Origin of the sequence: Sphingomonas sp. (assembly GCF_019749955.1) — a bacterium.
In the GTDB taxonomy this organism is placed as follows: domain Bacteria; phylum Pseudomonadota; class Alphaproteobacteria; order Sphingomonadales; family Sphingomonadaceae; genus Sphingomonas.
In genome coordinates, this window is record NZ_JAIEPC010000009.1 from 141642 (window position 1) to 154987 (window position 13346).

The window sequence follows — 13346 nt, forward strand, 5'->3', positions numbered from 1 at the left end:
GCCCCGCATGAGCAAGGGCTCGCCACGCAGCACGCTGCACATGCAGATGGGGCAGGAAACCATCTACCTGCTGCTCGCTGTGACGATGTTCACGACGATCATCCTCGGCGGCTATCTGCTCGCGATTGCGCGCGCCAAACCACGCGAGGACCCGCCGATCATCGTGCTGCCCGAAGCGCAGGGATTCTCGTTCGCCGCCGGATCGGCCGCGCTGACGCCGGGCTTTGAGGATCGGCTGCGACGCTCGGTCATCCCACGCATCCGCCAGATCGGGCAGCAATATCAGGCGTCGGTGATCGAAGTCATCGGCCACACCGACGCGGTCCCGCGCAAGAGCGGGTCGGGCCGCAGCAATCTCGATGCCGTACTGGTGCCACTGCTGCTCGGCAAGGAAACGGTCGCGCCCGAGGCGGTCGATAACGCCGGATTGGGGATGGCCCGCGCCGTTTCGGTCGCGCGCTTCATGCGCGGCGCGGGGTTGCGCGATTTTATCCTCGTGCCGCTGTCGGCGGGACCGTTCCTGAAGCCCGACGATAGCGTGATCACGGCGGATGACGTGGCTGCCGACGAATCGCGCCGCCGCATCGAAGTGCGCCTGCGCCGCCGCGAGGCGCGCTAAACCCGCAGTTTCAGCACGTCGTGATAGCGGTTGAGCTCGACGAACCGCTGGTGCGCGGCGGCTTGGGAAACGGGGTCCGCCTGTGCCGCATCAGGGTGGGCGGTCCGTGCAAGCTCACGGAAACGCCGACGCAGCGCGACCGCATCGGGCCGCTCGTCGATTGTCCAGCCGAAGAACAGCAACGCCCGGTCGTAGTCCGATCGCGGACCCACCGCGCGCGCGCGCCAATCGCGACCGCGCGACGCGCCCTCGATCGCATCGGCCAAGCTGAACAGGCTCTGGTTGGCCTTGGTGAGCCGCGCGAGCAGCCGATCGACGTCGCTCGCCCGCAGCGCAGGATTGCCCATCAGCGCGCGCCGGACGCCAGCCGCCTCGGCCATTGCCTGCATCCGTCGCTGGCCTTGCGGTCCGGCACTCCATACCGGCGGCCAGCGCGCTTCAAGCAGTGCCGCCAGCCGTCGATGCTCGCCCCAGCCCGCATCAAACGCCAGCATATGCTGGCTCAGCCCATCGGCGATGCGTTCGGCATTGGCGGCGATCTCGGCTGGCACCGCGAGCGGATTGGCGACACCTGCGCGCATGTCTCGAATGAACGCATCAAACACCGCGAGCCGTTGATCGGACGGCCAGCGCGCATCGATTCGCGCAATTTTTTCAAAAGTTTCAATGACCTGCGCCGCAAGCCGCACCGCGCGGTAATCGCCCGAGCACAGCCGTGCCTCAAGCGCGACCGCGACTTCGGGATCGACCCGGTCGAACACGTGATCGATCGAAAACAGCAGGTCGAGCACGGTGTTTGCGCGCTCGATTTCGGCCGGATCGCGGCGCCTGATCCCTTCGGGATCGATGCCGATCGCCTGCAGGAATGTCGTGACGCCGTGATAGGGATCACGCTCGGCATCAACGAAGCGCCAGAGCTGACCGGGAAAGGGTTCGAGCCCGACCTGATCGAACATGTCGACGACCGCGCGCCGCCGCATCCGCTTGATCCGCGCGAGCGTGTCCGCTGACGCCTGATCGTCGCGCCGCGCACGCGATGTCGTCCCAAGCGGCCGCGCAACAGCGGGTGAACTGATGATTTTCGGGGCGAGCCGGTCGTCGCTCTGCCGCCCGAACAGCCCGCGCCAGCCGCGCCGCTGGCCGCCGCGCGGGCGCTGGCGCAAGCGCCACGCAAGGCCCTGCCCGCCGAACAGGCCGCCGATCCAACCGAAATAACCGGTTTGTGCCACGTGCTTCGCGCCTTCAGCCCGCCGCCATCATGCGGCGGCGGGCAAGCGATCCCGTGTCAGGCACCAGCGTCGGCAGATCGACCGCGATGATCAGTCCAGATGCTCTTCGGTCTCGGCGCCGGGGCCGTTCTTCTTGATCGATTCGATGGCGTTGATCGCTGACGCCTTGCTCGAATAGCCTTCGGTCCAGAACATCAACTCGCTGTTATATTTAAACTTTGCGACGAACTCGCCGGCCTTGTTCTTTTCGATCACGAATTTGTGCGCCATTTTGTGCTCCCCTCGGTTGTTTTGAGCTTGGCGAGGTTAGCGCAGCGATTTGTCCGGCGCCAGTCGGGGCTTGGCGGTCAGCCGAAACGGGTCGGCGCATAACGCGCGCTGTCGATCGCGGCGACTGCGTCCGGCGGCGTGACACGGCGCAACAGGCTCGCGGCGAGCATCGCAGCGGCGGGCGCAGTCTGTATCCCGAAGCCGCCTTGCCCCGCGAACCAGAAGAAGTCGTCCGCGCCGCCGTCAAAGCCGATCACTGGCAGCCGATCAGGTGCAAAGGTCCGCAGACCTGCCCAACGCCGCTCGACCGCTGCCACCCGCCAGTCGACGACCTGTTCGAATCGATCGATCGCGATGGCGACGTCGATTTCCTCGGGCGCCGCGTCGCACGGTGGCGAGGGGATTTCGTCATGCGGGCTGAGCCACAGCCGCCCGCCCGGCTCGGGCTTGAAGTAAAAGCTGCCACCGATGTGGCCGACATGCGGCATCCCGTCGGGCGCAGCCGGGTCGGTGCGCAGCTGCGCCATCGTGCGACGGAAGGCAGCAAGACCCAGCGGCGCGATGCCCGCGATGCGCGCGACGTCGTCGGCCCAGGCACCTGCCGCATTGGCGATGATACCCGCCTGCCAGCTTCCACCGGGTGTCTCAATCTGCCAGTCACCACCGACGCGCGACGCCGCGACCAACCCGGCGCACAGGACGATTGCGGCACCCGCTCGGCGGGCACGCGCGAGATAATGCTGATGCAGACCCGCGACGTCGATATAGGCGCAGCTCGGCTCGTTGATACCGATCGACCAATCGGCGCGCAGCCCCGGCACAATCGCGCGCGGGTCGACGCGGTCGAGCGTAATCCCGCTCGTCGCAAATTCAGCGATGAAGGCATCGGCGGCGGCGGCGTCTTCGGCGCGGCCGATGTGCAGCGAGCCGAGCGGTTCCAGAAAGCCATGTTGCGTCAGATAAGCCCCCGACGCGCTCGTGAGGGGCTGCACCCCCGGCCCGCCATAGGTTTCCGACCAGAACGCGGCCGAGCGACCGGTCGCATGATAGCCCGGGGTATCCTCGGCCTCGATCAGCAGGACGCTGGCGTGCGCGGCGAGTTCGGCCGCAAGGCTGGCACCAGCAATCCCGGCGCCGACGATTGCCACATCGAAGCGCTTCATGCGGCGGGGACGCGCGCGGCGAGGAACAGATCGATTTCGGCGATCGCCCGGTTGCGAACCGGATCGACTTCGCGCAGCACTTCGTGCGCGGCCTCGTCGCCGAAGCGCACCAGCCGAGCGTCGGGCAACTGCCCCGCCACCGCAACCGCGACGCGCGCATCGACCAGCGCATCGGCCATCGGCGCCAGCACGAGCAGCGGCACCGCCAGCGTCTTCAGGCGTGGATCCTCGCGCACTGCCCGCGTCGAGGCAAAGGCAGCGATCACCCAGCGCCAGCTCGGTGGCCCCAGCACGAGCTCGGGATTGGCATGCTGCCACCACAGTTCATCGGCATAGCGATCAACATCATGCGTCAGCAGGTTCTGGCGCGTTTCGGTGGCGCCGGGCTTCTCATTCTCGCGCCACGCGGCCCGCGCACCATTGCCGATGCCGCCGATGATGCCCGCGATGCGCGCGCCGAGCCAAGGGCCGAAGGCGCTTTTGAGCCCCAGCATCGGCGCAACAAGCACCGCCGCATCAGGCCGCACCACGCCTTCGACCAGCCCGCGCAAGATCAGATGACCGCCCATCGAATGGCCCATCACGACGGTCGGGCCAGCGCCTTCGGCCGTCCACGCCGCCCAAAAATCGGCAAGATCGCGGATAAAAAGTGCGAAATCGTCGACATGGCCGACCCGCGGATCGGGCGACAAGCGCCCCGACCCACCCTGCCCGCGCCAATCGAACGAGGTGATCGACCAGCCTTGTGCGTGCCAATGCGCGAACAGCTCAAGATATTTTTCGGGGATGTCGCCGCGCCCGCCCTGAAACAAAATCCGCCCTCGTGGCCTGCCCTCGGCAGGCCAGTCGAAGCGGCGCAGCGGCCAGCCATCGGCCGCCGTCCAGGGGGTGAATCGCGCCGCAGCGGGAATCGCTCGGCGGTACAGCGCGGATGAGGCCATGGTCGTTGGTTACTTTTTGGAAAGCCCTGTCGTCTAGCACGTAATCCGATGATGTGGGGCAATCTGTCTGTGATCCTGCCGGTCGTGCTGGCCGCGCTGCTTCTTTCCTGCGGGATCGAGGACGCGCGCCAGCGCACGATCGCCGACTGGAAGAATGCAGCGATCGCCGCATTGGCGCCGCTGTGGTGGTGGGCGACGGGGCTGGCGCTATGGCCAGATGTTGCCTTGCAGATCGGCGTCGCGTCGCTGGCTTTTGGCTTGTTCGTCGGCGTGTTCTCCATCGGCCAGATGGGCGGCGGCGATGTGAAGTTGATCGGCGCGCTGGCGCTGTGGTTCCCGTGGCAGCCGCTGCTCGGGCTGCTGATGGTGATGTCGATGATCGGCGGCGTCCTGACGGTCATCGTTGCGGTCGAGCGATGGTGGCGAAAGGCCGATGGACCGGTCGAAGTTCCTTACGGTGTGGCGATTGCTATCGCCGGACTGATGGCGGTGCGTGAACCGCTTCTTAACCAATTTACGTGAAGGCTAGACGAAGGATCATGTGATCCGCGTCCACAGGGGTGCAAGACGTCATGGATGTTCGCAAGATCATATTGCTCGTAGGCGCATTGCTCGTCGCTGCGGTAACCGCGTTCATGGCGCGGAGCCTGATCGTCGGTACCGGCGCACCGGGCGCCAGTGCAATGGGGGCGCCTGCGCCGCAGGTCAACGGCCCCGAGGTCCTCGTCGCGACTCGCGCGCTGCCGATCGGCACCATCCTTGATGCGACGGCGGTGAAGTTCCAGCCCTGGCCGCAGGAACTCGTCGATCCCAAGGCTTATTTCGTCAAAGGTCAGGGCGAAACCGATCTCAAGAAATTGCAGGGCACGGTGGTGCGCTTCGCGATCACTGCCGGTCAGCCGCTGACGCAGGGTGCGCTGGTGAAGCCGGGCGACCGTGGCTTCCTTGCCGCCGCGCTCGGACCGGGCATGCGCGCGGTCACGGTGCCGGTGTCGACCCAGTCGGCCGTCGCCGGTTTCGTGTTCCCGGGCGACCGGATCGATCTGATGCTGACGCAATCGGTTCCCGGTGGCGGCGATGGCCCGCCGCTGAAGGTGACCGAGACGGTGCTCAAGAACCTGCGCGTGCTCGCCACCGACCAGCGCACCGACAACACTGTCGACGACAATGGCAAGACGGTGGTGCGCACCTATTCGACCGTCACGGTCGAAGCGACGCCCAAGCTCGCTGAAAAGATTGCGGTCTCCCAGAATCTGGGCGGCACGCTCACCGTCGCGCTCCGCTCGATCGCCGACAATGCCGCCGAACTCGAAGAAGCCATTGCATCGGGCGCCGTATCGGTGCCCGCCGGCAATGATCCCAAGGCCGAGCGCGCGATGATGGACAAGGTTGAAGGCGAAGGCACGGCGAGCAAGACCAGCTACGCAACCGGCGCCGATGTCTCGCGCTTCCAGCGTTCGACGGTGCCCGGCAAGCCTGCCGGCGGCATCAACGCACTTGGCGGCCCGGTGACGCCGCCGCCCGCCGCCACTGCACCTTATCCCGGCGCTGGCGCGCCCAAAGGTCCGGTCATTCGTGTGACGCGGGGCAATAATGTGACCGAAGTTCCGATTGGGGGGAAGAACTGAGATGCGTCCGACCATCCTGCAACGCACGCTGCGGACGACCGTGGCAACGGCGCTGATCATCAGCACGCCGTTGTCGCTGTGGGCGCAGACGGTGCGCCCGCGCCCCGCCACGCCGACCCGGCCTCACGCACGTCCGGTGCAGCCCCGGCCGATGGCGACCCACTATTCGCAGTTGCCCGCCGGCGTTCAGCGCCCGACCAACGAAGTCAAGCTGTCGATCGGCGAAGGCGAGCTGATCACGCTGCCATCGGCCGCGACCGACGTCTGGATTTCCAACCCGACCGTCGCCGACGTCTATGTCCGCAGCGCGCGCCAGCTGAACCTGTTCGGCAAGGATACCGGCGAAGCAACGATCTTCGCGACCGCCGGCGATGGCCAGGTCGTTTATGCCGCCAGCGTGCGCGTCAGCCAGAATCTGACCTCGATCGATCGGATGATGAAGCTCGCGATGCCCGATGCCGACATCCGCATCAACACCGTTGGCCAGATTGCGGTGCTGACCGGCACCGTCCGCACGCCCGACGACATCTCAGAGGCGCAGGCGCTTGCCGCATCGTTGCTCAATCCCGGTATCGACGTCAGCGCCCCCGGTGTGGCGCTTAAGGTTGTCGTCATCAACCGGCTGCGAACCGCAACGCCGCTGCAGGTGCAATTGCACGTCAAGATCGCCGAAGTCAGCCGCACCTTCGTCAAGAACATCAGCAGCAACATCGCGACCAGGGATGCGACAGGCGGTTTCTCGTTCGGTGTCGGCTCGGGCCGTTCGCCGGGTGCGGTGACACAGTCCGATCTGGCCACTTATCCGACGGCGACGATTCCGACCGCGAACGGCGGCACGATCACCGGCCCCTATGACCCTTCGACCGGCCAGTTCATCAATCCGCGTGGATCGAGCATTTCGGAAATCGCCAAGAGCGCGACGGGCTTCACCACGCTTGGCCTTGCGGGCAAGCTGTTCGGGCTCGATATTCTTCAGGCGATCGATCTGGGTGAGCGTAACGGCCAGGTCTCGACGCTCGCCGAACCCAACCTGACCGCACTGTCGGGCGAAACCAGCTCGTTCCTGGCGGGTGGCGAGTTCCCGATCCCGGTCAGCCAGGGGCTGGGTGCGGTATCGATCGAATATAAGCAATATGGCATCAGCCTCGCCTATACGCCGACCGTGCTTTCGGACGGGCGGATCAGCCTGCGCGTGCGTCCCGAAGTGTCGCAGCTGACGAGTTCGGGCGCGGTGCAGATCAACGGCACGACGATCCCCGCGCTCAGCACACGCCGCGCGGAAACGACCGTCGAGCTCGGCTCGGGCCAGAGCATGATGATTGCCGGTCTGCTCCAGAACGATCACAATAATTCGATCGAACAGACCCCGGGCCTGGGCAATATCCCGGTGGTCGGCGCGCTGTTCCGTTCGAACGGCTTCCAGCGCAACGAAACCGAGCTGGTGATCGTGATCACCCCCTATCTGGTGAAGCCGGTCAACGGCAACGACATCGCCCTGCCGACCGATGGCTATAAGGCGCCGACCGATCTTGGCCGCGTTTTCCTGGGCCAGTTGGGCGGCGGGACGAGCGGTGGTGAACGGCCGAAGCCTTCGATGGCGCCGCCGCGGACCGTTGTTGCGCCCTCGCTCGGCGTCGCCGCCGTGCCCGAAACCGCCCCTGCGCCGCAAGCGCCGCCGGCGACGCCGGCTCGGCGCGAGGAAAAGGCCGTGCTGCCTGAGCCGCGCAAGTCGCCCAGCGCTGCCCCCGGATTCAACCTGCAATGATCGCCCGTCGTCCTCAGGAGAAAGCCATGCGCCCCCGTCTTTCGATGATCCTGTTCGCCGCGCCCGCGCTGATGGTCGCCGGTTGTGCGGGCACGCCCAACCGCGGCCTGGAAACGGTGCACCAGCCGGTCGTCTCGCGTACTGACTATGTGTTCGACGTCGTGGTCGATGGCGGCCAGGCCTCGCCCGCTGAACTTCAGCGGCTGGTTGGCTGGATGGCGGCGCTGCGCGTCGGCTATGGTGATCGCGTCGCCGTCGACGATCCGAGCGGCACGTCGGCCGGCGCACGCGCGCAAATCGGCACGCTCGTCGCACGCTATGGCCTGTTCCTCGAAGACCACGCGCCGATTACGGCGGCAGCGATGACACCCGGCGCGATTCGCGTCGTCATCACCCGCGCCGTCGCCAGCGTGCCTGGCTGCCCCGACTTCAGCCGTAACGGCAATGCCGAATTCAAAGGCAACACATCGTCCAACCACGGCTGCGCAATCAATTCAAACCTCGCCGCGATGATCGCCCAGCCCGAAGATCTGGTGCAGGGCCGGTCGGGCAACGGCGTTGCCGATCCCGTTACGAGCAGCAAGGCGGTCCAGCTGCTGCGCCGGTCCACCAACACCGGGGCCAATGGCCTCAAGTCCGAAAGCACCGGAGGCAAATAATGAACGCACCCTGGACCAATCGCCCTGGCACCCGCGAGCCCTTCGTCGGCTTTGTCTGCGACGAGACGACCGCCGAGGCGATTCGTCCGATCGCGATCGAGCTCGGCTGGGCGCCTGAAAAGGTCAACAAGGGCGGTTTGCGCAACGCTGTGCAGACGCTGTCGGTGTCCGCCAGCCCGCATGTGCTGTTCGTCGACCTCTCCGAAAGCGGCGATCCGCTCAACGACATCAACGCGCTCGCCGAAGTCTGCGAACCCGGCACCGTCGTGATCGCAGCGGGTCAGGTCAATGATGTCCGCCTCTACCGCGATCTGGTGGCGAGCGGCATCCAGGACTATCTGCTGAAGCCGCTCAATCCCGACATGCTGCGCGAAGCCTTTGCGACTGCGCAGGCGCTGCTCAACGCGCCCAAGCAGGTCGAACAGGGCGAAGAGCGCCCGCATTGCTCGGTCGCGGTGATCGGCACGCGCGGCGGCGTCGGCGCCTCGTCGATTGCAACCTCGATCGCGTGGCTGACGAGCGACAAGGCAACGCGGACCACCGCATTGCTCGATCTCGACGTGCACTTCGGGACGGCAGCACTCGCGCTTGACCTTGAGCCCGGCCGGGGCCTGACCGACGCGATCGAAAATCCCAGCCGCATCGACGGCCTGTTCATCGAACGCGCGATGGTGAAGTCGAGCGAACGCCTGTCGATCCTGTCGGCGGAAGCGCCGATCAACGCACCGATCATCAGCGATGGCTCGGCCTTCTACCAGTTGCAAGAAGAAATGCGCGCCGCGTTCGAATGCACGATCACCGATCTGCCGCGCGCGATGCTGGTTAACCATCCGCATCTGATGAGCGACGTCCAAACCGCAGTGGTCGTCACCGAATTCACGCTGGCCGCGGCACGCGACACGATTCGCATTCTGTCGTGGCTCAAGTCGAACGCGCCGCAGACCCAGGTCTTCGTCGTGGCGAACAAGGTGCATGCCAACGCCCCGCTCGAAATCAATCGCAAGGACTTTGAAGGCTCGATCGAGCGCAAGGTCGATGTCGCGCTCGCATTTGACCAGAAGCTCGCGTCGCAGGCCGCCAAGCTCGGCAAGCCGATGGCCGAAGTCGGCAAGGGATCGAAGACGATCGCCCCGCTCGCTGAACTGGCAACGCGCCTGCTCGCCATCGCCGATGGCGGCGCCGAGCCCGTCGCCAAGGGCAAGGCCAAGGCAGGCGCCAAGCCCGCCAAGGCCGAAGGCAGATCGAGTTCGCTGATGGGCAAGTTCGGCGATCTCAAGTCGCTGATGCCCAAGCGGGCTGCGAAGACGAAGTGACGTTGGTTGGCCCGCGGCTGCAGGCGCGGGCACAGGTAGGAGTGTCGATGTGCCGCTGTTGACGGTCGCCATGATGGGAGCGGGAGCACTGGTGGTGCTCCTGATGCTCGTCTTCGCCTTTACCGGCCCATCGCCCGAGCGCGCGAAAACACGCCGCCTGAAGTCTGTCGCCAATCGACACAATGGGTCGTCCGGCGCGGTCGTCGAAGCACAGCTTCGCCGCATCACCGCCAATCGCGCGACCCGCGTCGAAACCGCCTTTTCCAGCTTCCTGCCCAATCCCGCGCTGCTGCGCAAACGGCTGTCGCAGACCGGCAAGACCTGGACCGTCGGCCAATATGGCATGGCGACGCTGGGGCTGTTCGTCGTCATTGCGCTGCTGGTGTGGTTGCGCGGCGGGCCGATCCTGCTCGCGCTCGGGCTTGGCGTGATTGTCGGCGCCGGGTTGCCGCATTTGACGGTCGGCTTCTTCGTTGGCCGCCGGATCAAGCAGTTTACCGCCAAATTTCCCGACGCAATCGAATTGCTCGTGCGCGGTCTGCGCTCGGGTCTGCCAATTGGCGAGACGATGGCGGTCGTCGGCGCCGAAGTCGACGGCCCGGTGGGCGTCGAGTTCCGCGCGATTACCGACAAGATGAAGATCGGCCGCACGATGGACGCGGCGCTGCAGGACACGGCTGACCGGCTCGGCACGCCCGAATTCCAGTTTTTCGTCATCACCATTGCGATCCAGCGCGAAACCGGCGGCAACCTCGCCGAAACGCTGGCCAATCTGGCGAACGTGCTGCGTCAGCGCGGCCAGATGAAGCTGAAGATCAAGGCGATGTCGTCCGAATCGAAAGCATCGGCTTACATCGTCGGCTCGCTGCCGTTCATCGTGTTCGGCATGATCTGGGCGATCAACGCGAGCTATATGTACGGCTTCTTCACCGACCAGCGGCTGATGGTTGCCGGACTGGGTGGCATGGGCTGGATGGGGATCGGTGCGTTCATCATGGCGCGCATGGTCAACTTCGAGATTTAGGGGGCGCGCGCATGTTCTTTCTTGCCAGCATCGCCGCCAGCGGCGGCCCCAAGATCCTGGGCGTCGACGTGATTGCCCTGGCCACACTTCTTTCGGGCATCGCCGCCTTCATGGTGCTGCTTGCGATCTATGCCGCAACGACGGTGCGCGATCCGATGGCGAAGCGCGTCAAGGCGCTCAACGATCGCCGCGAACAGCTGAAGGCCGGCATCACCGCGTCGACATCGAAGCGACGCGCAAAGCTGGTGCGCCAGAACCAGACCACCGACGTGATCCGCGGCATGCTGCAATCGCTGAAGGTTTTGCAGGACAGCCAGGTCAAACAGGCGCAGATCAAGCTGCTCCAAGCGGGTATCCGATCGAAGGAATATGCTGTTGCGGTCATTTTTGGCCGGATGGTGCTGCCCGTCGTGTTCGGCGGGCTGATGCTCTATCTCGTCTATGGCACTGACATGTTTTCGGATTGGTCGCCACTCAAGGCTTATGGCCTTGTCGCGGGCAGCTTCATCCTGTCCTACAAGGCGCCCGATCTTTATCTGAAGAACAAGATCGATAATCGGTCAAAGGCGATCCAAAAGGGTTTGCCCGACGCGCTCGACCTGCTGGTGATCTGCGCCGAAGCCGGCCTTACCGTCGATGCCGCCTTTGGGCGCGTGGCGCGCGAGCTGGGTCGTGCCTATCCCGAGCTCGGCGACGAATTCACCCTGACCGCAATCGAGCTAGGCTTCCTCGCCGAACGGCGGCAGGCTTTTGAAAATCTCGCTCGGCGCGTGGCGCTTGATGCCGTCAAAGGCGTCGTGACCACGATGATCCAGACCGAGAAATATGGCACCCCGCTCGCCAGCGCTTTGCGCGTGCTGTCGGCTGAATTCCGCAATGAACGCATGATGCGCGCCGAGGAAAAGGCCGCACGCCTGCCTGCAATCATGACGATCCCGCTGATCCTGTTCATTCTGCCGACGCTGTTCGTCGTCATTCTGGGGCCAGCGGCTTGCTCAATCTCCGACGCGTTCAAGGGCGGCATCTAAGCGCTCAGTAATGGTACAGGTGCCCGCACGCCGCCGCACGCGGGGCGCTTGATCGCCGCACGCGCCCGTCGCACAAGCCCGGAGCACGCTTCCCGGCTTGAGGATGGCCATGCCGCTGACGATGGTTCCGTTGATTGCGATTGCTGCGGTGATTCTGCTCGTCGGGATCGCGATTGGCTATTTCGGGAGCGACCGCGCCGCCGTCTGGCGCCGCCGGTTCGAGGATGAGCGCGATCATTATGCCGATTACCGCGCGCGCAGCGAAGCGCGGCATGCGCGGTTGATCGCCGGTCGCGCGGCGGCTGAGCCCCTGCCGCTGGCGCGCGAAGCCGACCCCGCGCCTCAGCCACCGCTGCCGATCGACAAGCGGGAGTCGGGCCGCGAGATTACGCATATCATCGGCATCGATCCGCCGCTCGCCGAACGGCTCGAAGCGCTGGGCGTCACCACCATCCGTGACATTGCGACGCTGACCCTGGAGGACGAGTTGGCGCTTGAGCTGCGGCTCGGGCTGAACGCGGGCACAATCGCGCGCGACCAGTGGCGGTCGCAGGCGCAGTTGCTCGATTCGGGTCCGGCTGCGCTAGCCCGCTAGCCGACAGCGCGTGGCCCGCCGCGCGGCGTCGATCGCGGTGATCGGGGCGCCACGATCAATCAGGATGCGGATCAGCGCGACACCGCGTGCGCCCTTGACCGGTACCGAACGATAGCCCGCCGGTGCCGCCTGCCCCGGGCCGATCACCGCGACTTTCAGCGGCGCCAGCCCGCCCTGATTGTTGCGCACGAACACCGCATTGGTCTGCGCGTCGAAGATCGAGAGCGACCAATAAGGCGCGTCGACCGGCACGGCGTCAATCAGCAGCGGCGCGCTCGACACATCATAAGGGCACGACGAATAGAGCAGATCGGGGCTCGGCCGCACGATCGCACGCGACTTCGCGGTCACCAGCGGCGCGTGCACGAACGCGTTGATCGCGCCGCCCTGGCTGGCGATCCGCCCGACGGCGAGGCGCATCAGCACCGTCGGGAAATTGGCGAGCGCCACTTGCCACGCCAGCAGCCCGCAGAGCAGGCCGAACATCGCCGCGCCGATCCACCGCCGAATCATGCGCAGCCCGCCTTGGCGATGCGCGGCAGTTGCCCCGCCGAGAAATCGCCGGTGCCGCGATCGGCGGGCAGATAGGCGCGCAAGGTCAGTTCGAAGCGGGCAATGCGCCCGGTCGGCAACCAATGCCCCGCCGCTGCCTTCGGCGCGATCATCACCCGCCAGTTCGCCGCCTCAGCCGCTGGCAGTCCCGCGCTGCCGACCGAATAGATGCCGGCATCATTGGGCACGAGATAGCCCGCGCGATCATAGAGCGTCAGGCTCCACCATTTCGCAGGCAATGTGCCGCCGGTGACGATGTAGCGGCACGCGCCGTCGAGCGGGGCGCCGCTGTCGTCGGTGGCGGCAGTGTAATAGCGCGCCTCGGTCGCCGGGAGCGCGAGCAGTCCGCGCAGCGCGACCACGGCGCGGGTGTAGCGGCTGGCCGCTTCGGTGCCGAAGTCCCGACCCGTCACCCAGGGGCCGATCATGTTCTGCGTCCCCAGCGCGCCCGCGCGCACGCTCAGCACCGCGCCGCCGCCGCCAATGACGAGCCCGACGATCGCGCAGATCGCCACGCGCTGCCAGTTCCTCACACCCGCTCCCCCGCTGTCACGCGCTCA

15 protein-coding genes are annotated in these 13346 nt (G+C 66.0%); 9 read left to right on the forward strand and 6 right to left on the reverse strand.

Annotation, left to right across the window (positions count from 1 at the left end; translation table 11 throughout):
• Window positions 1-7: 7 nt before the first annotated feature.
• The gene (locus K2W81_RS02820; RefSeq protein ID WP_294101070.1) at window positions 8-619 is read left to right on the forward strand and encodes a hypothetical protein; all 612 of its coding nucleotides are present in this window, start codon (window positions 8-10) and stop codon (window positions 617-619) included.
• On the opposite strand, the gene K2W81_RS02825 is transcribed toward K2W81_RS02820, so the two are convergent.
• The 4 genes from K2W81_RS02825 to K2W81_RS02840 form a co-directional block, all read right to left on the reverse strand.
• Window positions 616-1848: a hypothetical protein gene (locus K2W81_RS02825; protein WP_294101072.1), complete on the reverse strand. Its 1233-nt coding sequence runs from the start codon at window positions 1846-1848 to the stop codon at window positions 616-618. The genes K2W81_RS02820 and K2W81_RS02825 overlap by 4 nt on opposite strands.
• Before the next feature lie 90 nt (window positions 1849-1938).
• Entirely contained in the window at window positions 1939-2118 is a 180-nt protein-coding gene (locus K2W81_RS02830; protein ID WP_294101074.1) for a DUF1508 domain-containing protein, read from the reverse strand.
• Window positions 2119-2195: 77 nt separating this feature from the next.
• Window positions 2196-3281, reverse strand: coding sequence for an FAD-binding oxidoreductase (locus tag K2W81_RS02835; protein ID WP_294101076.1), 1086 nt, complete (start codon window positions 3279-3281; stop codon window positions 2196-2198).
• Window positions 3278-4222, reverse strand: coding sequence for an alpha/beta hydrolase (locus tag K2W81_RS02840; RefSeq protein ID WP_294101078.1), 945 nt, complete (start codon window positions 4220-4222; stop codon window positions 3278-3280). Before K2W81_RS02840 ends, K2W81_RS02835 begins: the two co-directional genes overlap by 4 nt.
• Window positions 4223-4273: 51 nt before the next feature.
• On the opposite strand from K2W81_RS02840, the gene K2W81_RS02845 reads away from it, so the two are divergent.
• The 8 genes from K2W81_RS02845 (at window position 4274) to K2W81_RS02880 (ending at window position 12234) form a co-directional block, all read left to right on the forward strand.
• On the forward strand, window positions 4274-4744 hold the full coding sequence (locus K2W81_RS02845) for a prepilin peptidase (protein WP_294101080.1): 471 nt from the start codon (window positions 4274-4276) through the stop codon (window positions 4742-4744).
• A gap of 50 nt (window positions 4745-4794) precedes the next feature.
• Complete coding sequence (cpaB, locus tag K2W81_RS02850; protein ID WP_294101082.1) at window positions 4795-5850, forward strand: Flp pilus assembly protein CpaB; 1056 nt, start codon at window positions 4795-4797, stop codon at window positions 5848-5850.
• 1 nt (window position 5851) lies between these two features.
• Window positions 5852-7615 carry a type II and III secretion system protein family protein gene (locus K2W81_RS02855; protein WP_294101083.1) on the forward strand — a complete coding sequence of 588 codons (1764 nt, stop codon included), beginning with the start codon at window positions 5852-5854 and terminating at the stop codon, window positions 7613-7615.
• 26 nt (window positions 7616-7641) lie between these two features.
• Window positions 7642-8274: a CpaD family pilus assembly protein gene (locus tag K2W81_RS02860; RefSeq protein ID WP_294101085.1), complete on the forward strand. Its 633-nt coding sequence runs from the start codon at window positions 7642-7644 to the stop codon at window positions 8272-8274.
• Window positions 8274-9587, forward strand: a complete 1314-nt coding sequence (locus K2W81_RS02865) for a pilus assembly protein CpaE (protein ID WP_294101089.1) — start codon at window positions 8274-8276, stop codon at window positions 9585-9587. The genes K2W81_RS02860 and K2W81_RS02865 overlap by 1 nt, the downstream gene beginning before the upstream one ends.
• A gap of 49 nt (window positions 9588-9636) precedes the next feature.
• Window positions 9637-10611 carry a type II secretion system F family protein gene (locus tag K2W81_RS02870; protein ID WP_294101090.1) on the forward strand — a complete coding sequence of 325 codons (975 nt, stop codon included), beginning with the start codon at window positions 9637-9639 and terminating at the stop codon, window positions 10609-10611.
• A gap of 11 nt (window positions 10612-10622) precedes the next feature.
• Window positions 10623-11639 carry a type II secretion system F family protein gene (locus K2W81_RS02875; RefSeq protein WP_294101091.1) on the forward strand — a complete coding sequence of 339 codons (1017 nt, stop codon included), beginning with the start codon at window positions 10623-10625 and terminating at the stop codon, window positions 11637-11639.
• A 103-nt stretch (window positions 11640-11742) separates the two neighbouring features.
• Window positions 11743-12234, forward strand: a complete 492-nt coding sequence (locus K2W81_RS02880) for a hypothetical protein (protein ID WP_294101092.1) — start codon at window positions 11743-11745, stop codon at window positions 12232-12234.
• Here K2W81_RS02880 and K2W81_RS02885 read toward each other — a convergent pair.
• On the reverse strand, window positions 12223-12747 hold the full coding sequence (locus tag K2W81_RS02885; protein ID WP_294101093.1) for a DUF1254 domain-containing protein: 525 nt from the start codon (window positions 12745-12747) through the stop codon (window positions 12223-12225). The genes K2W81_RS02880 and K2W81_RS02885 overlap by 12 nt on opposite strands.
• Window positions 12744-13319: a DUF1214 domain-containing protein gene (locus tag K2W81_RS02890; RefSeq protein WP_294101094.1), complete on the reverse strand. Its 576-nt coding sequence runs from the start codon at window positions 13317-13319 to the stop codon at window positions 12744-12746. Before K2W81_RS02890 ends, K2W81_RS02885 begins: the two co-directional genes overlap by 4 nt.
• Window positions 13320-13346: the final 27 nt, after the last annotated feature.

Excerpts from the sequence above, each read along its gene's own strand:
- K2W81_RS02820 (WP_294101070.1), top strand. The coding sequence starts at position 8 with ATGAGCAAGGGCTCGCCACGCAGCACGCTGCACATGCAGATGGGGCAG.
- K2W81_RS02830 (WP_294101074.1), bottom strand. The coding sequence starts at position 2,118 with ATGGCGCACAAATTCGTGATCGAAAAGAACAAGGCCGGCGAGTTCGTC.
- K2W81_RS02835 (WP_294101076.1), bottom strand. The coding sequence starts at position 3,281 with ATGAAGCGCTTCGATGTGGCAATCGTCGGCGCCGGGATTGCTGGTGCC.
- K2W81_RS02840 (WP_294101078.1), bottom strand. The coding sequence starts at position 4,222 with ATGGCCTCATCCGCGCTGTACCGCCGAGCGATTCCCGCTGCGGCGCGA.
- K2W81_RS02845 (WP_294101080.1), top strand. The coding sequence starts at position 4,274 with ATGTGGGGCAATCTGTCTGTGATCCTGCCGGTCGTGCTGGCCGCGCTG.
- cpaB (WP_294101082.1), top strand. The coding sequence starts at position 4,795 with ATGGATGTTCGCAAGATCATATTGCTCGTAGGCGCATTGCTCGTCGCT.
- K2W81_RS02855 (WP_294101083.1), top strand. The coding sequence starts at position 5,852 with ATGCGTCCGACCATCCTGCAACGCACGCTGCGGACGACCGTGGCAACG.
- K2W81_RS02860 (WP_294101085.1), top strand. The coding sequence starts at position 7,642 with ATGCGCCCCCGTCTTTCGATGATCCTGTTCGCCGCGCCCGCGCTGATG.
- K2W81_RS02865 (WP_294101089.1), top strand. The coding sequence starts at position 8,274 with ATGAACGCACCCTGGACCAATCGCCCTGGCACCCGCGAGCCCTTCGTC.
- K2W81_RS02875 (WP_294101091.1), top strand. The coding sequence starts at position 10,623 with ATGTTCTTTCTTGCCAGCATCGCCGCCAGCGGCGGCCCCAAGATCCTG.
- K2W81_RS02880 (WP_294101092.1), top strand. The coding sequence starts at position 11,743 with ATGGCCATGCCGCTGACGATGGTTCCGTTGATTGCGATTGCTGCGGTG.
- K2W81_RS02885 (WP_294101093.1), bottom strand. The coding sequence starts at position 12,747 with ATGATTCGGCGGTGGATCGGCGCGGCGATGTTCGGCCTGCTCTGCGGG.